This is a genomic window from Ferdinandcohnia salidurans, from assembly GCF_042680725.1.
In the GTDB taxonomy this organism is placed as follows: Bacteria; Bacillota; Bacilli; order Bacillales; family Bacillaceae_L; genus Ferdinandcohnia; species Ferdinandcohnia salidurans.
On the sequence record NZ_JBHUEK010000010.1, the window covers coordinates 274,697 to 294,694 of the forward strand.

A 19,998-nucleotide genomic window follows, 5' to 3' on the forward strand; every position below is an offset into this window, starting at 1 on the left:
AGAACTAAATTACTAATTTCGCTTTCTTGTTCAGATGAATAAGAAGGCATATGAATAGTAAAGCCTAACAAAAAACGACCTAATATATAACATAAACATGTTTAACTAAAGTCATACATGTCTTTCTTATAATTCAAGGAGTCTTACTATAATGGTTTTGAAATCAAATCAAGCTAAATTTGCTGGACTTATTATCGGAATTTTATTATTACTTTTTTCAATGTGTGCAAGTATTGTGTATGGGTATACCGATACATCTTGGAAAATGGCCTATCAAACATTCACGGCTTTTGATGGTTCAAATGAACATATTATTATTGAAACAATTCGTTTACCTCGCGCACTTATTGCTGCAGCTGTAGGAGCAAGTTTAGGAATTGCAGGAGCACTTATGCAGGCTTTAACGAAAAATCCATTGGCATCACCAGGTATCTTCGGCGTAAATGCGGGAGCGGGATTTTTTATTGTAGCAGGTGTCTCGATATTCTCGATCAACTCCTTACAAGCCTTTACTTGGGTTGCTTTTTTAGGAGCAGCGATTGCCGCGTTTATCGTTTATTTTATAGGTTCACTAGGTCGAGAAGGTCTTACTCCGATGAAGTTAACATTAGCGGGTGCGGCGATGGCCGCGATGTTCTCTTCCTTTACACAAGGATTACTAGTTATTGATGAAATGGCATTAGACCAAGTATTATTTTGGCTTGCCGGCTCTATTCAAGGACGAAAGCTTGAAATGCTTACGAGTGTTCTTCCTTATTTAGCAGTGGCATGGGTTGCATCCCTTCTATTAGCCAATAAAATCAATGTTCTTACCATGGGTGAGGATGTGGCAAAAGGCTTAGGACAGCGAACTGGAACGGTTAAGCTATTAACAGCCTTTACGATTATTCTACTAGCTGGTGGTGCAGTGGCAGTTGCCGGACCAATTGGATTTATTGGGATCGTCATTCCACACCTTGCGAGGAGCTTAGTAGGAATTGATCATCGATGGATCCTGCCATTCTGTGGGATTCTTGGTGGCGTATTACTTCTATTAGCTGACATAGCTGCCAGATATATTGTCATGCCAGAAGAGGTGCCAGTCGGTGTTATGACAGCTATAATTGGAACACCTTTCTTTATTTATGTGGCAAGAAAGGGGTTTCGTAAAGCATGAATAAATATCGATCTATTCGATTTGGAAAAAAGGGAAACATCTCTTTTTTAATTGATCATAAATCATTTATAACGGTTCTCGTTCTAATAGTAGTAACAATCATTTTATTTTTAATCAGTACAGGGTTAGGTGAAATGAAGATAGACCCTGTTACTGTTGTAAAAACATTGTTTGGATATGGCTCAAGAATGGAACAATTGGTTGTCACATCATTTCGTTTACCAAGAATTATCATTGCATTTTTAGTGGGAATGGCGCTTGCAGCTGCTGGGAGTATTCTACAAGGTATTATTCGAAACCCACTAGCCTCGCCAGATATTCTAGGAATTACGGGTGGTGCGTCTGTCGCTGTTGTTGCCTTTTTAGCCACTTTTTCAAATTCTAGCAATGCTTTAACTGTAAGTATAAAATGGATGCCTGTCGCTGCATTTATTGGTGCGACTGTTGTCGCCTTTTTGGTCTATGTGTTGGCTTGGAAAAATGGCGTTTCGCCCATTCGCCTTGTTCTCATCGGAATTGGTGTTTCAGCCCTCACACAAGCATTGACAACAACATTTATGGTAATGGGACCGATTTATCAAGCTAGTCAGGCAAATATTTGGATTACAGGTACAGTTAATGGGTCTACCTGGGCAAATGTACAAATACTTAGTCCTGTTGTCATTATTTTATTGATCGTTTGCTTCGTGCTAGCGCGACATCTAAACATTCAAGAACTAGGAGAAGAGCTAGCAACCGGAGTAGGGAGTGCCGTACAAAAACATAGATTTCTTTTATTGTTAGTAAGTACTGCATTAACAGGTAGTGCAGTTGCATTTGCCGGCGGGATTGGTTTCGTTGGGTTAATGGCACCACATATGGCACGGAGATTAGTCGGTTCAGCCTTTGGAGCATTGCTCCCAACAGCTGCCCTTTTAGGGGGAATCCTTGTCATGCTGGCGGATTTAATAGGGAGAACCGCTTTCTCTCCAACTGAAGTACCAGCAGGCGTGTTCACCGCTGCCATCGGAGCACCTTATTTTATCTACTTGCTTTATAAGACTAGAAACAGCTAGAAAAAGTTAAAAGGGGGCGAATTGGATGAATGCATTGGAAACCGAAAGCTTAACATTATCGTATGGAGACTCCATCATCATTGAAGACTTGCATCTTGAAATTCCAAAAGGGGAGATCACCGTCTTCATCGGTGGAAATGGATGTGGGAAATCAACTTTGCTACGTTCTTTAGCAAGATTATTAAAGCCAAAACAAGGTGCTGTTCTCCTTGAAGGGGAGAAAATCGCTAAACTTCCGACAAAAGAAATAGCAAGAAAGCTTGCCATCCTTCCCCAAGGACCAACGGCACCAGAAGGGTTAACCGTCCTCCAATTAGTGAAACAAGGGCGTTACCCATACCAAAATTGGCTGAAGCAATGGACAGAAGAAGACGAAAAAATGGTTAATCACGCATTAGAAGCTACCAATATGAAGGATTTCGCAGAACGCACCGTGGACTCCCTCTCCGGTGGTCAACGTCAGCGAGCTTGGATTGCAATGACACTTGCACAGCAAACCGATATTATCTTGCTTGATGAACCAACAACATATCTTGATATGACCCACCAAATCGAAATTTTAGACCTGTTATTTGAACTTAATGAAACAGAACAACGAACCATCATCATGGTACTGCATGATTTAAATTTAGCATGCCGCTATGCCCATCATATTGTCGCCATTAAAAACAAACAAATTTACGGACAGGGCAAGCCTGAATTTGTTGTCAATAAGAGTCTTGTCAAAGATGTGTTTGGCATGGATTGTGACGTTGCCACTGACCCCTTGTTTGGAACGCCTCTATGCATTCCTCACGGCAAAGGAAGACGTATACTAAATAAGGTAGGAGTTTAATATGTCAAACCTCCTTTTGGAAACAGAAATCGAACAATTAAAGGAATTTCGTTTTAGTAATCAACAATTCCAATCAAACCTATCAAGTCCTGTGATAGAGCTTTTAGAGGAAGAGAAGATTAAACTATATTTGGAGGATATCCAACAGAAGATATCTGCGCCAGATAAACGAGTAGCGGCATCTATGTTCATGAAACGTTATGGATTTTTTGCTGTCCTGAATTTGTATGCAATGACAGTTTTAAATAAGCGATTAGATGTTTCATTGACTAATATTTCATTAGAAACAAGTGATGAAGAGGAAATCTGGTATTGGAATCCGAAGTTCTACTTTTTCAACCTTCATACGGTATCCTGTTCTTCTGAATCGAGAGAGCAATGGCGAAACGAAACAATTCGGGCTATTTTTCATGAGAATATCCATAAAGTCTTAATGGCTCTATCTGAGCATTCCGGCCTCTCGAAGAAAGTCCTTTTGGAAAATATCGCAATTTATGTGTATTGGCTCTATGAATCTGTACTGGCAAAACCGAAGTTTGATGAAAAACGCGAGATGATCCAGGATGATTTTACGTATCTTGTAAAGAACGCGGAAGGGGAACTTTTTGGTCCGATAGATTTTAACCCTTTATCACGTTATTACGGTATAAAGGTGTATCGCCCAGAATATGAACAAAACATTCGTACAAGGACAACATGTTGTCTTTACTATAAAACCAAAAGTACCGGAGACCGTTGCAAAACATGTCCGCTAAACTGCAAAATAGGAGTTAATAAAAATGAATCAAAAAATAGAAGAACAAGTTGATGGATTACTAGAAAAATATACAGAGCTTTTACTTGGCGAAAGTTCCCCGGAATTAAAGGAAAAAGTAAAGCTATGGTCCTTGTATATGCATATATCAAAATCAATGCCACCTCTTGCAAAGCACTGGAACGAAACCTACCCAGATGCAAAGGAAGGCATCAAGGAAATCATTGCAGAAATTAAAAAATTAAATGAGGAACATCGTTCAAAAAATAAATAGAGATGAGGCACCAACAAGGGGCTTCATCTCTTTTTTTCTATTGCATTGTATTATGGTTTGGGAATTGCGTTGTTGTATAGTTATAAAATTGTTGCAGCTTTTGTTGCACCTTTTGAGATTCTTCTTCCTCAAGCTTATACCAGCCATTCTTGAACATAAGATTGTATAACTCTCTTTGACAATCCTGTGTTTCATTAAAAATGGAACGGATATCTTCATAAAGCCCATCATGACTCATCTCATTCAAGGCAGTGCTGTATGCAGCGGTCATATATTTTTCCGTTGCAAGCATGTCATTGATAAAATCACGATCATTCATTGCAGGTGTTTTTGGAACGCTCGTTTTTGGATTACTTACCTGATTTGGATTTTGGTTCATTTGCTGATTCATTATGTAGTCCTCCTTCTATTGCATTTGCTGGCTTTGTTGATTTTGGCTCGGTTGCTGTGGTGCTTGCCCCGTATGCTTTTGCATATGATCTAAAATTTGTCGATAATGGCGCTCATGCATTTGACATGCTTTTTCGAGCGCTTGAGAGATTTCAGGCATTTGACATTGGCCTGCAAAGAAATGTGCCTTTTTTAATGCTAAAAGGTTCCAGGACATCATATCTGTTAAGTATAAGAGGTCCTTTGATGTAATAACTGCAGGAGTTTCTGACATTTGCCCACTCTTTGGAGTATAAAAAGGTTGCTGTTGCTGTTGTGATTGCTGTTGTTGCATATAAAAACCCTCCTTATCCTATTTTTCATTATTAGGTTTCCAACAAAACGTTTTTGTATGCAATGCATACAATGAAATATGGAAGTATTCCAAAATGTAAGCGTTCGACAAAATTTTTCCGGGTATATATCCAAAGCAAATTAATCGTGATAAAATAAATGAGAATTTAGGTAGATTGCTAGATTACAGCTATGATTGCATTTCGAGGGGGAAATTGAAATGGAACAAATTTTACGTAATTTCTTTTTATTTTTATCGAAAAATAAAGCGTTTACAAAATTAGCGAGAAAATATGGCTTGCGCTTTGGTGCGGCTAGATTTGTCGCAGGAGAAACGATAAATTTAGCTGTAAAAAAAATCAAAGAGCTAAATGCAAAAGGCCTCGCGGTCACTATCGATTATCTAGGTGAATTCGTTGACAGTATAGAAGAGGCAAATCTTATGGCTGACGGTTCAATTGAGGCAATTAAAGCAATTGGCAGAGAAAAGCTAGATGCACAACTATCCTTAAAAATGACCTCAATGGGATTGGATATTTCAGATGAAGTAGTTATGCGTAATATGCGACGTATCCTTGATGCCGCAAAAGAAAACGATGTCTTCGTGACGATTGACATGGAAGACTATTCACGATGCGCAAAGACAATTGAAATTTTTAAAGAACTTCGAAAAGACTACGATAATGTAGGAACAGTAATCCAAGCTTATCTTTATCGTACTGTCCAAGATATAGAAGACTTAAATGAATATCATCCAAATCTCCGTCTTGTAAAAGGTGCTTATAAAGAATCACCAGAAGTAGCATTTCCTGACAAGAAGGACGTCGATGAGAACTTTAAGAAAATCATTAAAATGCATTTGCTGAATGGAAACTATACAGCAGTTGCTTCACATGACGAGGCCATGATCCAATATACGAAGGAATTAGTAAAGGAACATAATATCAGTCATGACCAATTTGAGTTCCAAATGCTCTACGGGATTCGATCAGAACGCCATGAGGAGCTTGTAAAAGAAGGATATACAATGCGCGTGTATGTACCGTATGGAACGGACTGGTACGGCTATTTCATGAGACGTCTTGCAGAACGACCAGCAAATGTAGCATTTGTTTTAAAAGGGGTTTTTGGGAAGTAGGTAAATAATAAAGCAGTGCGAGGAAAACAAGATGAGTTTTCTAGCGCTGCTTTTTTGTTTGCTTCGAGATTATGAGGATGCGACAGGGTTAGAGGGGATGAAGGGGATTGGGGCGGAGTATTTGCTGTGAATTGTTTTTCATCGAGGTGATGAAGGGGATTGGGCATGAGTATTTGCTGCGAATTCCTTTTCATTGAGGTGATGAAGGGGATTGGGTTAAGGTTTTTGCTGTGAATTCCTCTTCATGGAGGCGATGAAGGGGATTGGGATGAGGTTTTTGCTGTGAATTCCTCTTCATCGAGGTGATGAAGGGGATTGGGTTTATAAATTTGCTGCGAATTCCTCTTCATCGAGGCAATGAAGTGGATTGGGCTTGAGTATTTGCTGCGGATTCCTCTTCATTGGGGTGATGAAGGGGATTGGGATGAGGTTTTAGCTGTGAATTCCTCTTCATCGAGGCGATGAAGGGGATTGGAATGAGGTTTTTGCTAGGAATTCCTCTTCATTGAGGTGATGAAGGGGATTGGGCTTAAGTATTTGCTTCGAATTCCTCTTCATTGAGGTGATGAAGGGGATTGGGATGAGGTTTTTGCTGTGAATTCCTCTTCATGGAGGCGATGAAGGGGATTGGGATGAAGTCTTTGTTGTGAATTCCTCTTCATCGAGGCGATGAAGGGGATTGGGATGAGGTTTTTGCTGTGAATTCCTCTTCATTGAGGGTGGTGAAGGGGATTGGGTTAAGGTTTTTGCTAAGAATTCCTCTTCATTGAGGAGATGAAGGCACTTAAGCTCAAGAGTTCGCATCGTAAAGTCTTTCATCAAGGTGATGAAGTCACTTAAGCCCAAGTGATCGCCTCGTAAAGTCCTTCATCGGTCTTATGAAGTCCCGAACGCAACGCAAAAGCCGCCGTAAAGTCTTTCATCAAGGTGATGAAGTCACTTAAGCTCAAGAGTTCGCCTCGTAAAGTTCTTCATCGGTCTTATGAAGTCCCGAACGCAACACAAGAGCCATCGTAAAGTCCTTCATCGAGGTGATGAAGTCACTTAAGCCCAAGAGTTTGCCTCGTAAAGTTCTTCATCGGTCTTATGAAGTCCCGAACGCAACGCCAAGAGCCGCCGTAAAGTCTTTCATCGAGGTGATGAAGGCACTTAAGCCCAAGAGTTCGCATCGTAAAGTCCTTCATCGAGGCGATGAAGGCACTTAAACCCCAGAGTTCGCCTCGTAAAGTCCTTCATCGGTCTGATGAAGTCCCGAACGCAATGCAAGAGCCGTCGTAAAGTCCTTCATCAAGGTGATGAAGGCACTTAAGCCCAAGTGGTCGCATCATAAAGTCCTTCATCGGTCTTATGAAGTCCCGAACGCAACGCAAGAGGATTAAGTCCATATAATTGTGTAAAAAGAAAAGAGTCATTTTATTCCTTTTTGTCTACAATGTTTAACGACCAAGAAAAACAAAGAGAAGAGGAATTAAAATGACTCAAATACAGTTTAACCTAGATGTTGATGTTTTAAAAGAATCAGTGATGAATTCTAATATTGATGCAGTTGTAAAGTCATCCATTGTATTGGTGCTAAATGAATTCATGGAAAAGGAACGTGATAATTATTTACGTGCAGCTGCCTATGAACGTTCTTCAGAACGTCTTGATTATCGTAATGGATATTATGAACGAGAACTGATACTTAGTATAGGAAGAATCAAACTACGGGTTCCTCGTACAAGAGAAGGACACTTCTCTCCTTCGATTTTTGAGAAGTTCTCTAGAGTTGATCAGGCTTTTGTACTCTCTATGGTTGAAATGGTGGTAAATGGTGTATCTACACGGAAAGTTACAAATATAGTAGAACAGCTGTGTGGGGAAAGTGTGTCTAAGTCTTTTGTCTCCTCCTTAACGGTAAAACTAGATCCAATTGTTAAGAAGTGGGCTAATCGACCTCTTAATGTTCAATATTTTCCATACCTATATGCTGATGCGATGTATATTAAGGTCCGTGAACACGATAAAGTTGTTTCAAAAGCAGTTTATCTTATGACGGGAATGAATGAGAAAAAAAAGCGTGAAGTTATTGGATTAAAGGTAGACCATGTAGAAAGTTTTGAAGCCTGGAAAGGCTTCTTCCAAGATCTAAAGTCACGGGGACTTCAATCTCCTAAGCTCGTTATTTCTGATGCACACGCTGGATTAAAGAAAGCCATAGAACGAGAGTTTATCGGGACTTCTTGGCAACGATGCACGGTTCATTTTAAACGCAATATTATTGATAAACTTCCTAAAAAAGGAGTAAGTAACTTAAAAAATGAACTTCGACGTATTTATCAAACGATTTCGCCAGACGAGGCTAGGGTATTTAAAAATGAATTTGTTTCACGACATATTGAGAACCCCAAGATTAAAAATGCGATTTCTATACTTGAAGAAGGCTTTGAAGATTCGATCCAATATTTAAATGAGCCGGAAAAGTTTCAATTACATATCTCTAGTACTAATTCGCTTGAAAGATTAAACCAAGAAATTAGAAGACGAGAGAGAGTTATTCGAATTTTCCCTAACACACAGTCAGCCTTCCGTCTTATTGGGGCTTTATTGATGGAAAACGAACAGCTACAACTGAACAAAAAAAGATACATTAACCAAGGATAATCACGCGGAGCGAAAATTTGTGGTATTTGGAAGGGGTACCCCTTCCAAATACCACAAATATATAAACGACTAAATATGGTTGAAACACTGTAGACAAATTTTACACAAAATTAAGGACTTGACTCGCAAGAGCCGTCGTAAAGTCCTTCATCGGTCTGATGAAGTCCCGCGCGCAACGCAAGAGCCGTCGTAAAGTCTTTCATCAAGGCGATGAAGGCACTTCCACACCAGCAATTGCTTCGTAAAGTCCTTCATCCCCCAGACCCAGCCCCCTAAAAACCTCTACTTATTAACCTTCTCCGCCCGTATTATGAGCTCCGTATTGTTGGTTTGTGGATTGTGTTTTTCCGCTTCTCGCTCTTGTATCAGGACCTGCATTTCCCTTTACACTTGCTGCACCAACTGCGCGTTTTGATGGATTTTTATCAACTTTAGCCATTTGATTCACCTCCAGTTATTAGAATCACCTGAATCTCAACTTTCAATGCGAATTCGAAAGAAATACAAAAATTGTTTGTTGAATATATTGCGAAAATTAAAACATTGCTTTATATTTAGATATAAAGGAACTCATTCTTTGGATGCTCAAAAACCCATTAGCGAATTAAATAGGGGATATTTTTTTGAAGTAAAAATGAATGAGTGTTCATTCAAATGTTCAAAAAGCATAAAAGGAGGAAACTGTGAATGATCCAAAGCATTAAAAGAGCTGCTGTTCTTGGTTCGGGAGTTATGGGATCAGGTATTGCTGCACACTTAGCTAATATCGGAATACCCACATTACTATTAGATATTGTTCCTCGTGAACTTTTAGAAGTAGAAAAAAAGAAAGGGTTTACATTAGAGGATAAACAAGTTCGAAATCGTCTAAGTGATTCAGCAGTCCAAAAGTTGTTGAAACAAAAGCCAGCACCACTTACTTCTAAGGAAAACATCGCTCTAATCACAACTGGGAACTTTGAAGATGATATGGCAAAGCTTTCAGAGGTTGACTGGATTATTGAAGTGGTTGTTGAAAACCTTGAAATTAAGAAAAAGGTTTTTAGCCAAATCGATAACGTGAGAAAGCCAGGAAGCATTGTGAGTTCTAATACATCTGGTATTTCGGTTGAGGCTATGGCTGAAGGACGTTCAGAGGATTTTCAGAAGCACTTTTTAGGAACGCACTTCTTCAACCCACCTCGTTATTTAAAATTGCTTGAAGTGATTCCGACAAAAAACACAAGCCCAGAAGTACTTTCTTTTATGAAAACATTTGGTGAGGATGTACTTGGAAAAGGAGTCGTTGAAGCGAAGGATACACCGAACTTCATCGCAAACCGGATTGGAACATATGGGTTGCTTGTTACCGTTCGTGAAATGCTAAAAGGCGGATATAGCATAGGGGAAGTAGACTCAGTTACAGGCCCAATGATTGGACGTCCGAAGAGCGCAACATTCCGTACTCTCGATGTTGTTGGGCTAGATACATTTATACACGTGGCCAATAATGTTTATGAACAAGTTGAGGGAGCAGAAAAAGAAGTTTTCGATGTTCCTGACTTTATGAAAGCCATGCTGGAAAAAGGATGGTTGGGGAGTAAATCAGGGCAAGGCTTCTTCCTGAAAAAGGGTAAGGAGATTTTGGAATTAAACCCTGAAAATCTCCAATATCAAGAGAGAAAGAAGCTACAAACTCCAGTTACAGCTTCCATAAAACAAGTGAAAGGAACAGCGAATAAGTTAAAGACTCTATTATTCGCGGAGGATCGTGCAGGAAAGCTTTTATGGAATATTACAAGCCCAGCACTTATCTATTCAGCTACTCTTTTAGATGAAATCGCAGATGACATCGTTGCTATTGATGAGGCAATGAAGTGGGGCTTCGGCTGGCAATTAGGTCCATTTGAAACATGGGATGCAATCGGCCTTGAAAAATCTGTGAAGAAGATGGAAGCAGAAGGTGCCGAAGTACCAGCGTGGATTAAAGAAATGCTAGCAAACGGACATACTTCGTTTTATAAAAAAGAGAATGGTTCTGTTTCTTATTATCAAAACGGCGAATACAAAGCAGTTAAGGTAAACCCAAAGAATATAAATATCAATACATTAAAAGAAACAAATGGCGTCATTAAGAAAAATAGTGGTGCTAGTTTAATAGATTTAGGCGATGATGTTGCCCTTTTAGAATTCACATCACCTAATAATGCAATCGGTTTCGATATTATTCAGATGATTAATTACTCAATAGATGAAGTAGCAAAAAACTATAAAGGGTTAGTGATTGGTAACCAGGCGAAAAATTTCTGTGTCGGTGCTAACCTTGCGATGATTTTAATGGAAGCACAGGATGACAATTTTTATGATATCGAACTTGTTGTTCGTCAGTTCCAACAAGCGATGATGAATATCAAATACAGTGAAAAACCAGTGGTCGTAGCACCATTTGGCATGACGCTTGGTGGAGGAGCAGAAATCTGTTTACCTGCTGCTAAGGTTCAAGCTTCAAGTGAAACCTATATGGGGCTAGTAGAAGTTGGTGTAGGTGTAATCCCTGGCGGTGGTGGAAATAAAGAGCTTTACATTAACCATCTTCAAGGAATGCCAGCAGGAGTAGAGGTAAATCTTCAAAATGTCGCAAACAAAGTATTCGAAACAATAGCCATGGCGAAGGTTTCAACATCAGCTGATGAAGCACGTACGAATAACTTTTTAACAAAAGAAGACGGTATAAGCTTCAATGGTGATCACCTCATCCATGATGCGAAACAATCAGTGCTAGCATTGTCCGCACAAGGGTATAAAGCTCCAGTACGTAAGAAGGTACCTGTTGTTGGTGAGTCAGGATACGCAACCTTGTTATTGGGTGCACAAGCAATGAAATACTCTGGTTACATTTCAGATCATGACCTTAAGATCGCGAAAAAGCTTGCTTGGGTACTTGCAGGTGGAAATGTTCCATATGGTACTGAGGTAGATGAACAATACTTATTAGACCTTGAACGTGAAGCATTCCTTAGCCTTGTTGGTGAGCCAAAGACGCAAGCCAGAATGCAACACATGCTTGTAAAAGGAAAACCATTACGTAACTAATAAGCATAGATAAAAGGTAAAAGGGAGGATGAAAAGATCCGCGTCGGCAAAAGCGCCACGTCCTGTGGCATTGCCGACACTAGCACATCCTGTGCGTCGAAAGGTCGAGGAACGATAGCGCCGAGGACCGGAGCGTATGTAGTAATACGTGAGGACCGTAGGAGCAGAGTGACGAAGAGATTCGACAGAGATTTTTATCCGTACTTTTACCTTCCTAAAAAAGTTAGGAGGGAATGTGTTGAGAGAAGCAGTCATCGTAGCGGGTGCGAGAACCCCTGTTGGTAAAGCGAAAAAAGGTACACTTGCAAATGTTAGACCAGATGATTTAGGAGCACTAGTTGTTAAAGAAACATTAAAACGAGCAGGTAATTACGAAGGGAATATTGATGATTTAATCATCGGATGTGCAATGCCTGAGGCAGAGCAGGGCTTAAATATGGCAAGAAATATTGGGGCTTTAGCAGGATTGTCGCATACAGTTCCGGCAATTACGATCAATCGTTATTGTTCATCTGGTCTTCAATCAATTGCCTATGCAGCAGAAAAAATTATGATCGGACATTCTGATACAGCAATTGCAGGTGGAGCAGAATCTATGAGTCTAGTACCAATGATGGGCCATGTGGTCCGTCCAAATGCAAGGCTTGCAGAAACAGCACCTGAATACTATATGGGAATGGGCCATACAGCAGAACAGGTAGCGGTAAAATACGGTGTAAGTCGTGTAGATCAAGACGCTTTTGCTGTAAGAAGTCATCAAAGGGCAGCAGCAGCGATTAAAGCGGGTAAGTTTGTGGATGAGATCGTCCCAGTAGACGTAACCCTTCGTCATGTGGATGCAAATAATAAATTAGTAGAAAAACATGTCCTTTTCTCTCAGGATGAAGGTGTCCGAGAAGATACAAATCTTGAAGTGCTTGCAAAATTAAGACCAGCATTCTCAGTGACTGGATCAGTTACAGCAGGAAATGCTTCACAAACAAGTGATGGTGCAGCAGCTGTAATGGTGATGGATCGTGAAAAAGCAACAAGCCTCGGTTTGACTCCATTCGTGAAGTTTAGATCGTTTGCCGTTGCTGGAGTTCCACCAGAAGTTATGGGGATTGGTCCAGTTGCAGCGATTCCAAAGGCACTTAAAATGGCAGGCCTTGAGCTATCAGATATCGGGTTATTTGAGTTGAATGAAGCATTTGCTTCTCAGTCTCTTCAGGTTATTCGTGAATTAGGACTTGATGAAGAAAAAGTAAATGTAAATGGTGGAGCAATCGCACTCGGTCATCCACTTGGATGTTCAGGAGCAAAATTAACGCTTACATTGATGCATGAGATGAAACGTCGTAATGTACAGTTTGGTGTTGTCACAATGTGTATCGGTGGCGGTATGGGAGCTGCCGGAGTGTTTGAATTACTAGCTTAAAAAATATGGCTAACAATGAGTTAGCCTCTGAATAAAACTTTTAGGGGGAAACCAAATGTCAAATGCAACTGATAAAGTCGTTTTAGGTGGGGGCTTTTTAATTGAAGATCTTGAAGCAGACCGTGTCTTCACACCGGAAGATTATACAGATGAGCATAAAATGATTGCAAAAACTACAGAGGACTATGTAGCAAACGAAGTTCTTCCACAGGTTGAGCAACTTGAAAACCATGAATTTGATCGCTCAGTAAAATTATTGAAAAGCGCAGGAGACCTTGGCCTTTTAGGTGTAGACGTACCAGAAGAGTATGGTGGATTAGGTCTAGACAAAGTAAGCTCTGCATTAATTGCTGAAAAAATGGCAAGAGCAGGTGGATTCTCGATTTCGCATGGAGCACATGTTGGAATTGGTTCACTTCCAATTGTTCTTTTTGGTAATGAAGAGCAAAAACAAAAATACCTTCCTAAATTAGCTACAGGTGAGTTACTAGCAGCATATGCATTAACAGAACCAGGTTCAGGTTCTGACGCACTAGGTGCAAAGACGACTGCAAAATTAAATGCAGAAGGAACGCACTATGTATTAAATGGTGAAAAGCAATGGATTACAAATGCTGGCTTTGCGGATGTATTTGTTGTCTATGCAAAAATTGATGGCGATAAATTCTCGGCTTTTATTGTTGAGCGTGAGTTTCCTGGCGTTTCAACAGGTGCTGAAGAAAAGAAAATGGGGATCAAGAGTTCTTCAACACGTACACTAATTCTCGAAGATGCACAGGTACCAGTCGAGAACCTTTTAGGTGAAGTTGGTCGTGGGCACGTAATTGCCTTTAATATTTTAAATATTGGCCGTTATAAGCTAGGTGTAGGTGCAGTTGGCGGTGCGAAGAGTGCGTTTGAACTTGCTGTAAAATATGCAAACCAACGTCAACAATTTAAAACGCCAATTTCAAAATTTGGCTTAATCCAAGAAAAATTAGCGAATATGGCATCAAAGATTTATGCGGCTGAATCCAGCGTGTATCGTACAGTTGGTTATTTTGAAGACCGTATGGGTCAATTATCTGAAGAAGAAGTAAAAAATGGTAAAGAAGTTGCAAAATCAATTGCTGAATATGCGATTGAGTGTTCGATTAATAAGTTCTTCAACACTGAAGTGTTAGACTATGTAGTTGATGAAGGTGTTCAAATCCATGGTGGCTATGGATTTATGCAGGAATACGAAATCGAAAGAGCATACCGTGATTCTCGTATTAATCGTATTTTTGAAGGAACAAATGAAATCAACCGTCTACTCGTCCCTGGAACATTCCTACGTAAGGCATTAAAAGGGGAATTACCTTTACTTGAAAAAGCTACACAGCTTCAAGAGGAGCTTATGATGCTGATGCCTGAAGAGGTGGGCGAGGGCGTTCTAGAACAAGAGAAATTCCTAGTTCGAAATGCAAAGAAGATCGGTCTTATGATTGCTGGACTCGCAGCACAAAAATTTGGTCCTAAGCTTGAGAAAGAACAAGAGATTCTTGCAAATATTGCCGACATTGCTGCAAATATTTATGCGATGGAATCTGTGGTTCTTCGTACAGAAAAAGCAATCAACAAAACAGGTGAAGATAAAAATCAACAAAAGATCCTTTATACTCAAGTATTTGTTCAAGAAGCATTTAATGAGATTAAAGCTCACGCTAAAGAAACACTTGTTGCGACAGAAGAAGGCGATGTTTTACGGATGATGACATCTGCACTACGTAAATTAACTCGTCATACACCTGTAAATGTCATTGCGAAAAAACGTGAAATTGCAGCAACACTTATCGAGGCTGAAAAATACACTGTGTAATTCAAAACGGAACGGCGAGAAAAAGCTCCTAGAATAGGGGCTTTTTTTCTTAAATAAGAGAGTTTTTTCTTTTTTTAGCAGGATAAACGGGAAATGAGTCGAAATTAATCCTTGGAATCTAGAGAATCGTTGTTATTTCAAAATTTTATATGTTAAAATATTTGGGTAGTATGTTGTAGGGGTGGTGAGAATATGGCTTTAACATTTTACTGGTATCCAAAATGTGGAACCTGTCGAAAAGCGAAAAAATGGCTTGAGGAACATCAGGTTGCTTTTGAGGAAATACATATTGTGGAGAATCCCCCATCAAAAGAGCAATTAAAAGAAATGTATCAAAACAGTGGATTGGAATTAAAGAAATTCTTCAATACAAGTGGTCAAAAATACCGCGAACTTGGATTGAAGGACAAAGTTGGTACAGCCTCCGAGGATGAATTGTTAGAACTTTTAGCCTCTGATGGAATGCTTATTAAGCGCCCACTCACTAGCGATGGTAAGAAGGTAACTGTTGGTTTTAATGAGGCGCAGTTTGAAGGCACTTGGGCAAAATAAATCGGATGAAAGACCTTAAAAAGGACTTTTACATAATCCATTTTATTGAGATCATTCATCAAAATGGACACTAATTATTTCATAATATCGAATTAATGGAGGGTACAAGATGAGCACGCCAAAAGAATTACGTTATTCTGAAGAACATGAATGGGTGAAAGTCGAAGGGGAAAAAGTACGTATTGGGATTACAGATTTTGCACAATCTGAGTTAGGTGATATCGTATTCGTTGAACTACCAGAGGTAGGCGATGAAATACAAGCAGATGAGCCATTCGGTAGTGTTGAATCTGTTAAAACGGTTTCTGAACTTTATGCACCTATCAGTGGTAAAGTAGTAGAAATAAATGAAGACCTTGATGACAGCCCAGAATTCGTAAATGAATCTCCATATGAAAAAGCATGGATGATCGTCATTGAGCCTGCAAATGCTGGTGATATTGAAAACCTAATGACAGCTGAGCAATATGAAGAAATGATAAAAGAAGACTAACATTTTTATAAAAAGAGCCGAAAACAGGAAAAAATTCCTATCGGCTCTTTTATTGTTTTCCATACTTATAAGGACAATGACAAATGGAATGAAGTTTTTCTTAATGGACACTCTAAAATTAAATACCGATGGAAGGGTGTTCGTAATGGTATTGAAACATACTCGAATTGAAGTGACTGACCGAGTGGTTGGCAAGCTTGGAGATAACGAAATGAAATTATATGTTGAGAATGAACCAATTGGAAAAATCCGATTTACAAATGAAGGGGCTCAATATGAATTAAAGCAGGGGTATGAGCAAGAGGAGAGCAAAATTTTCACATATGCTGACATACCTACTAACCCAGATATGAAATATGTAGATTGTGATGATGAAAATGGTTGGTGTTAAGACAGTGGATACCCACTGTCTTTTTTTCCCTATTGTTTCCTAATGATTCACCAAAATATAATCTTCGCTATAAAATGAAGGAAAAGCAGTTGTACACATCGAAGAAGTATATAACAGATTAATGTACACTTGAAACAAGGTGATGAAATGGTGGCTTTTGACGAATATGAAAAAGTAATCATTGTTGAGGGGAGAACAGATAAAAAGAAAGTCGAAACCGTTGTGAATGAACCTGTTGAAATTATTTGTACCAACGGAACGATCAGTATTTCCAAACTCGATGAGTTAATTGAGCATTTGTTTAATAAAGATGTTTATATTTTAGTGGATGCCGACAGAGCAGGAGATAAACTTAGAAAACAGTTTAAACGTGAATTTCCAGAAGCGCGGCATTTGTTTATCGATAAAATGTATCGCGAGGTTGCGACTGCCCCTGAACAACATATTGCAACGGTACTGCTTTCAGCAAACATTGATGTGCACGCTGAATACTTACTGTAGTGCCAAGCGTCTATCCTATACTTTTTCAATAAATATGGTAAAATAAACAACAATTAAGATGATAAAAGGTTGTCGTAAAGATGAAGGAATGGAATGAACACGAAATTGACACTCACCTTACGAACACGGGGGAGTTTTGGCTTTATTTGTTTACACCGATGTGCGGAACCTGTCAGGTAGCTTCAAAAATGATGACTGTCGTCGCTGAGTTGTTACCCTACGTAATAATCGGTAAGAGTGATCTGAATTATTTACCAAAAAAAGCAATTGAGTGGCAAATTGAAAGTGTTCCTTGTTTAATACATGTAAAAGAAGGAAAAGTTGCGCAAAAGTATTATGCCTTTCACTCAGTTCCTTACTTGGTTGAAATCTTATCAAAGAAATAAGCCCAGGAATGTTGATATCAGCATTCTTGGGTTTTTGTTTTTCAACGGGTTAATTGTCTACCCAAGGAAAATTTTAAACATATTACCTAAAACAACTCCGTTTATCGTTTTTCATTGTACTCATACTAAAGAGAGTACTATAAAAAAGGGAAAACTCATGAAATTTCTGTACGATATTTCCTAAAGTTGGGGGAGACGTTCATGGAGTCAATATGGCTTGAATATGCCTGGGCATTGTTAATCCTAATCGGCTTGGAAGGCTTATTATCAGCCGACAATGCTCTAGTGCTAGCAATCATAGCCAAACATTTACCCGAAGAACAGAAAAAAAGAGCAATCAATTACGGAATACTCATGGCTTTTGTTTTCCGTTTTGGAGCACTTTTTGCTATTTCCTTTATTGCAAACGTTTGGCAAATACAAGCGATAGGAGCAGCTTATCTTCTTTATTTAGGATTAAAGCATATCATCCAAGCAAGGTTTGGAAAAGAAAATAAGAACATTCATAAGGATGATGAAAAAGAGTCTGCTGGTAAAGGATTTTGGCCAACAGTAGGAAAGATTGCATTAGCGGATCTTGCTTTTGCTATTGATTCAATCTTAGCTGCGGTCGCTTTAGCCCTTGGTCTTCCAGACTCACCTCTTGGCAATTTCGGTGGTATGGATGGAGGGCAATTCCTTGTTATTCTTCTTGGAGGTATTGCTGGCCTCGTATTGATTAAATTTGCTGCAACTTGGTTTGTGCAACTTCTTGAGAAACGACCTGCATTGGAAACAACCGCCTATGCAATTGTAGCCTGGGTCGGTGTCAAACTTGCTGTAATTACCCTTGCTCATGAGGATATTGGTATCTTAGATCATGATTTCCCTCATAGTACTGTTTGGACAATTATCTTCTATGGAGTATTAGTTGGCATTGCACTATTTGGTTGGTTTGCACCGAGTAATAAGAAAACTTTACAAAACCGTGAAGCTTCTTAAAAATATACTCTTTCCTGTGATGAAGCGAAGGAGTGTTTCCCTTCATGTCTATAAACTGCGATAATCCAATTGGGTTATCGCAGTTCTTTTTTTTATAAATACACCATTTTTGTATTCGGTATATTGCAATTTTTTTAAAAAGTTGTATGATATTTAGGGAATCGAAATATCGTACTTATCATGGAGTTATAGGAGCACATATGAGAATTGTGACAGGATGGAAAACACAATATAAAGCATACAATCAAAACATTAAACGATTTATCCTAGCGACTGTTTTTACACAATTAGGCATGGGTATGTTCACCATCATGTATAACTTTTATGTAAGAGAGCTAGGTTACTCCGATCAAACGAATGGAACGATTATCGCAATGACAGCTTTAGCATCTGCTTTAATCCTCGTACCCGCAGGGCTAATGAGTGATAGATTTGGCAGAAAGAAAGTGATGGTACTTGGAGTTGCGATTTCTACATTTGCTTTTTTTGCTAGAAGTATTCTTGATGTTGAGCAGTTGCTTATTGCTACCGCTTTTATAACAGGCTTATCGACTGCATTTATTCAAGTATCAGGAATCCCATGGTTAGCGGAAAACTCAACATCTTCACAAAGGGTTCACCTTTTTAGTTTTCATTCAGCAATCATGATGGTCGCCCAAGTGGTAGGGAATATTGCGGGTGGAGCATTTTCTGATGCTTTTCAATTTGTCTTTCATATGAGTGGGCTTTGGAGTGTAAGAATCACACTATTAATTGCAACTATCATTTATATGGCTGGCATTTTACCAATACTTAAAATGAATGAACAGCCAAGGAAACAACCAGAGATTAAAAAAGTGGAGTCCTTTAGTCAAAAGCTACGAACAAATAAATCACAAATAAAGCTAATTGCGATGTTTGCATTTGCTCAAATGATCATAGGATTTGGTTCAGGATTAGTTATTCCATACCTAAATTTATATTTTGCAGACCGGTTTTTAGCGAGTAATACTGTAATTGGTCTCATTTTATCGTTGGGACAAGCCGCAACTGCGATCGCGATGATTATAGGACCAGCCATTGTTAGTAAGGTAGGAGAAGTTCGCGCAGTGGTGTATCTACAATTATCATCATTACCTTTCCTCTTGCTAACTGGGTATACCGAAAATCTTTACATAGCAGCGATTGCCTTTTTATTTAGACAAGCATTAATGAATGCAGGCAACCCGATTCAAGCATCTCTTGTTATGGGACGGGTGGATGATTCTATGAAAGGACTGGCCAACTCAGTTAATCAAATGGTATTTTCATTAGGCTGGGCTTTAATGGGGCCAGTATCAACCTCAATTGTGATGCTGCATGGTGCTTATTGGGGCTATGCTTATGTGTTTACAATTACGTCTGTCTTATATTTAATCGGTTCTCTCTATTTCCTATTTGTTTTTACAGGGAAATCCTTTCAAAAAGGAGAAAAACAAATCGCGAAAATATCTTAATATGTCGTATTTCCCGGGAAAAAGGAACGAATCTTGTAGCAATTACATGAATGTGTCATTTAAGGATGTCGATTTTTACAAAAAAGACAAGTAATTTGGAATATCTTGTTTTTTCTAAATATTTTCATTGACTTGTAAATGAAAAAGGGTTAACATCAAATTAATCATAAAAATACAAAACTTAATAGTTTATCTTATCACGAGTGGTGGAGGGAATGGCCCTATGAAACCCGGCAACCGGTAATTTACACGGTGCTAAATCCAACAGGCATTTTTTTGTCTGAAAGATAAGAAGAGAACCATACATACAAC

Annotated in this window: 20 protein-coding genes and 1 riboswitch; of the genes, 17 read left to right on the forward strand and 3 right to left on the reverse strand. The window is 39.1% G+C overall.

Annotated elements, in window-relative coordinates:
• Positions 1-151 precede the first annotated feature (151 nt).
• Genes ACFSFW_RS08640 through ACFSFW_RS08660 form a run of 5 tightly spaced genes read left to right on the forward strand, consistent with a single transcriptional unit; the run spans position 152 to position 4,074 of the window.
• Positions 152-1,156: a FecCD family ABC transporter permease gene (locus tag ACFSFW_RS08640; RefSeq protein WP_388037231.1), complete on the forward strand. Its 1,005-nt coding sequence runs from the start codon at positions 152-154 to the stop codon at positions 1,154-1,156.
• Entirely contained in the window at positions 1,153-2,211 is a 1,059-nt protein-coding gene (locus ACFSFW_RS08645) for a FecCD family ABC transporter permease (RefSeq protein ID WP_388037232.1), read from the forward strand. Before ACFSFW_RS08640 ends, ACFSFW_RS08645 begins: the two co-directional genes overlap by 4 nt.
• A 25-nt stretch (positions 2,212-2,236) precedes the next feature.
• Complete coding sequence (locus tag ACFSFW_RS08650; protein ID WP_388037235.1) at positions 2,237-3,046, forward strand: ABC transporter ATP-binding protein; 810 nt, start codon at positions 2,237-2,239, stop codon at positions 3,044-3,046.
• Between the two features lies 1 nt (position 3,047).
• The gene (locus tag ACFSFW_RS08655; RefSeq protein ID WP_388037238.1) at positions 3,048-3,854 is read left to right on the forward strand and encodes a (2Fe-2S)-binding protein; all 807 of its coding nucleotides are present in this window, start codon (positions 3,048-3,050) and stop codon (positions 3,852-3,854) included.
• Positions 3,826-4,074, forward strand: a complete 249-nt coding sequence (locus tag ACFSFW_RS08660; RefSeq protein WP_099361696.1) for a YusU family protein — start codon at positions 3,826-3,828, stop codon at positions 4,072-4,074. The genes ACFSFW_RS08655 and ACFSFW_RS08660 overlap by 29 nt, the downstream gene beginning before the upstream one ends.
• Positions 4,075-4,111: 37 nt before the next feature.
• Here ACFSFW_RS08660 and ACFSFW_RS08665 read toward each other — a convergent pair whose 3' ends face one another.
• Together ACFSFW_RS08665 and ACFSFW_RS08670 are read right to left on the reverse strand one after the other, a co-directional pair.
• On the reverse strand, positions 4,112-4,465 hold the full coding sequence (locus ACFSFW_RS08665) for a spore coat protein (protein WP_388037241.1): 354 nt from the start codon (positions 4,463-4,465) through the stop codon (positions 4,112-4,114).
• Between the two features lie 15 nt (positions 4,466-4,480).
• On the reverse strand, positions 4,481-4,798 hold the full coding sequence (locus ACFSFW_RS08670) for a hypothetical protein (protein WP_388037244.1): 318 nt from the start codon (positions 4,796-4,798) through the stop codon (positions 4,481-4,483).
• Positions 4,799-5,017: 219 nt separating this feature from the next.
• Here ACFSFW_RS08670 and ACFSFW_RS08675 point away from each other — a divergent pair, with 219 nt between their 5' ends.
• Together ACFSFW_RS08675 and ACFSFW_RS08680 are read left to right on the forward strand one after the other, a co-directional pair.
• Complete coding sequence (locus ACFSFW_RS08675; protein WP_388037247.1) at positions 5,018-5,935, forward strand: proline dehydrogenase family protein; 918 nt, start codon at positions 5,018-5,020, stop codon at positions 5,933-5,935.
• A gap of 1,473 nt (positions 5,936-7,408) precedes the next feature.
• Entirely contained in the window at positions 7,409-8,578 is a 1,170-nt protein-coding gene (locus tag ACFSFW_RS08680) for an IS256 family transposase (protein WP_388037249.1), read from the forward strand.
• Between the two features lie 289 nt (positions 8,579-8,867).
• On the opposite strand, the gene ACFSFW_RS08685 is transcribed toward ACFSFW_RS08680, so the two are convergent.
• Positions 8,868-9,017, reverse strand: a complete 150-nt coding sequence (locus tag ACFSFW_RS08685) for a YuzL family protein (RefSeq protein ID WP_099361698.1) — start codon at positions 9,015-9,017, stop codon at positions 8,868-8,870.
• Positions 9,018-9,265: 248 nt separating this feature from the next.
• On the opposite strand from ACFSFW_RS08685, the gene ACFSFW_RS08690 reads away from it, so the two are divergent.
• From ACFSFW_RS08690 to ACFSFW_RS08735, 10 genes are all read left to right on the forward strand, one after another.
• Positions 9,266-11,650 carry a 3-hydroxyacyl-CoA dehydrogenase NAD-binding domain-containing protein gene (locus tag ACFSFW_RS08690; protein WP_388037253.1) on the forward strand — a complete coding sequence of 795 codons (2,385 nt, stop codon included), beginning with the start codon at positions 9,266-9,268 and terminating at the stop codon, positions 11,648-11,650.
• 238 nt (positions 11,651-11,888) lie between these two features.
• Positions 11,889-13,067: an acetyl-CoA C-acetyltransferase gene (locus ACFSFW_RS08695; protein ID WP_388037256.1), complete on the forward strand. Its 1,179-nt coding sequence runs from the start codon at positions 11,889-11,891 to the stop codon at positions 13,065-13,067.
• Between the two features lie 55 nt (positions 13,068-13,122).
• Positions 13,123-14,907 carry an acyl-CoA dehydrogenase FadE gene (locus ACFSFW_RS08700; RefSeq protein WP_388037259.1) on the forward strand — a complete coding sequence of 595 codons (1,785 nt, stop codon included), beginning with the start codon at positions 13,123-13,125 and terminating at the stop codon, positions 14,905-14,907.
• Between the two features lie 192 nt (positions 14,908-15,099).
• Complete coding sequence (locus ACFSFW_RS08705) at positions 15,100-15,459, forward strand: arsenate reductase family protein (RefSeq protein ID WP_099361702.1); 360 nt, start codon at positions 15,100-15,102, stop codon at positions 15,457-15,459.
• A 109-nt stretch (positions 15,460-15,568) separates the two neighbouring features.
• Entirely contained in the window at positions 15,569-15,952 is a 384-nt protein-coding gene (gcvH, locus tag ACFSFW_RS08710) for a glycine cleavage system protein GcvH (RefSeq protein ID WP_099352648.1), read from the forward strand.
• A gap of 145 nt (positions 15,953-16,097) precedes the next feature.
• A complete protein-coding gene (locus ACFSFW_RS08715) occupies positions 16,098-16,343 on the forward strand; it encodes a YusG family protein (RefSeq protein ID WP_388037264.1) in 246 nt (81 codons plus the stop codon).
• 147 nt (positions 16,344-16,490) lie between these two features.
• Complete coding sequence (locus ACFSFW_RS08720; protein WP_099361705.1) at positions 16,491-16,844, forward strand: toprim domain-containing protein; 354 nt, start codon at positions 16,491-16,493, stop codon at positions 16,842-16,844.
• 80 nt (positions 16,845-16,924) lie between these two features.
• The gene (locus ACFSFW_RS08725) at positions 16,925-17,230 is read left to right on the forward strand and encodes a thioredoxin family protein (protein ID WP_388037267.1); all 306 of its coding nucleotides are present in this window, start codon (positions 16,925-16,927) and stop codon (positions 17,228-17,230) included.
• Between the two features lie 201 nt (positions 17,231-17,431).
• The gene (locus ACFSFW_RS08730; RefSeq protein ID WP_388037270.1) at positions 17,432-18,211 is read left to right on the forward strand and encodes a TerC family protein; all 780 of its coding nucleotides are present in this window, start codon (positions 17,432-17,434) and stop codon (positions 18,209-18,211) included.
• Positions 18,212-18,339: 128 nt separating this feature from the next.
• Entirely contained in the window at positions 18,340-19,686 is a 1,347-nt protein-coding gene (locus ACFSFW_RS08735; protein ID WP_388037433.1) for an MFS transporter, read from the forward strand.
• A 191-nt stretch (positions 19,687-19,877) separates the two neighbouring features.
• A riboswitch (SAM riboswitch) is annotated at positions 19,878-19,980 on the forward strand.
• Positions 19,981-19,998: the final 18 nt, after the last annotated feature.

Excerpts from the sequence above, each read along its gene's own strand:
- ACFSFW_RS08700 (WP_388037259.1), top strand. The coding sequence starts at position 13,123 with ATGTCAAATGCAACTGATAAAGTCGTTTTAGGTGGGGGCTTTTTAATT.
- ACFSFW_RS08670 (WP_388037244.1), bottom strand. The coding sequence starts at position 4,798 with ATGCAACAACAGCAATCACAACAGCAACAGCAACCTTTTTATACTCCA.
- ACFSFW_RS08680 (WP_388037249.1), top strand. The coding sequence starts at position 7,409 with ATGACTCAAATACAGTTTAACCTAGATGTTGATGTTTTAAAAGAATCA.
- ACFSFW_RS08675 (WP_388037247.1), top strand. The coding sequence starts at position 5,018 with ATGGAACAAATTTTACGTAATTTCTTTTTATTTTTATCGAAAAATAAA.
- ACFSFW_RS08685 (WP_099361698.1), bottom strand. The coding sequence starts at position 9,017 with ATGGCTAAAGTTGATAAAAATCCATCAAAACGCGCAGTTGGTGCAGCA.
- ACFSFW_RS08640 (WP_388037231.1), top strand. The coding sequence starts at position 152 with ATGGTTTTGAAATCAAATCAAGCTAAATTTGCTGGACTTATTATCGGA.
- gcvH (WP_099352648.1), top strand. The coding sequence starts at position 15,569 with ATGAGCACGCCAAAAGAATTACGTTATTCTGAAGAACATGAATGGGTG.
- ACFSFW_RS08660 (WP_099361696.1), top strand. The coding sequence starts at position 3,826 with ATGAATCAAAAAATAGAAGAACAAGTTGATGGATTACTAGAAAAATAT.
- ACFSFW_RS08690 (WP_388037253.1), top strand. The coding sequence starts at position 9,266 with ATGATCCAAAGCATTAAAAGAGCTGCTGTTCTTGGTTCGGGAGTTATG.
- ACFSFW_RS08705 (WP_099361702.1), top strand. The coding sequence starts at position 15,100 with ATGGCTTTAACATTTTACTGGTATCCAAAATGTGGAACCTGTCGAAAA.
- ACFSFW_RS08645 (WP_388037232.1), top strand. The coding sequence starts at position 1,153 with ATGAATAAATATCGATCTATTCGATTTGGAAAAAAGGGAAACATCTCT.
- ACFSFW_RS08730 (WP_388037270.1), top strand. The coding sequence starts at position 17,432 with ATGGAGTCAATATGGCTTGAATATGCCTGGGCATTGTTAATCCTAATC.
- ACFSFW_RS08665 (WP_388037241.1), bottom strand. The coding sequence starts at position 4,465 with ATGAATCAGCAAATGAACCAAAATCCAAATCAGGTAAGTAATCCAAAA.
- ACFSFW_RS08715 (WP_388037264.1), top strand. The coding sequence starts at position 16,098 with ATGGTATTGAAACATACTCGAATTGAAGTGACTGACCGAGTGGTTGGC.
- ACFSFW_RS08650 (WP_388037235.1), top strand. The coding sequence starts at position 2,237 with ATGAATGCATTGGAAACCGAAAGCTTAACATTATCGTATGGAGACTCC.
- ACFSFW_RS08720 (WP_099361705.1), top strand. The coding sequence starts at position 16,491 with ATGGTGGCTTTTGACGAATATGAAAAAGTAATCATTGTTGAGGGGAGA.
- ACFSFW_RS08725 (WP_388037267.1), top strand. The coding sequence starts at position 16,925 with ATGAAGGAATGGAATGAACACGAAATTGACACTCACCTTACGAACACG.
- ACFSFW_RS08655 (WP_388037238.1), top strand. The coding sequence starts at position 3,048 with ATGTCAAACCTCCTTTTGGAAACAGAAATCGAACAATTAAAGGAATTT.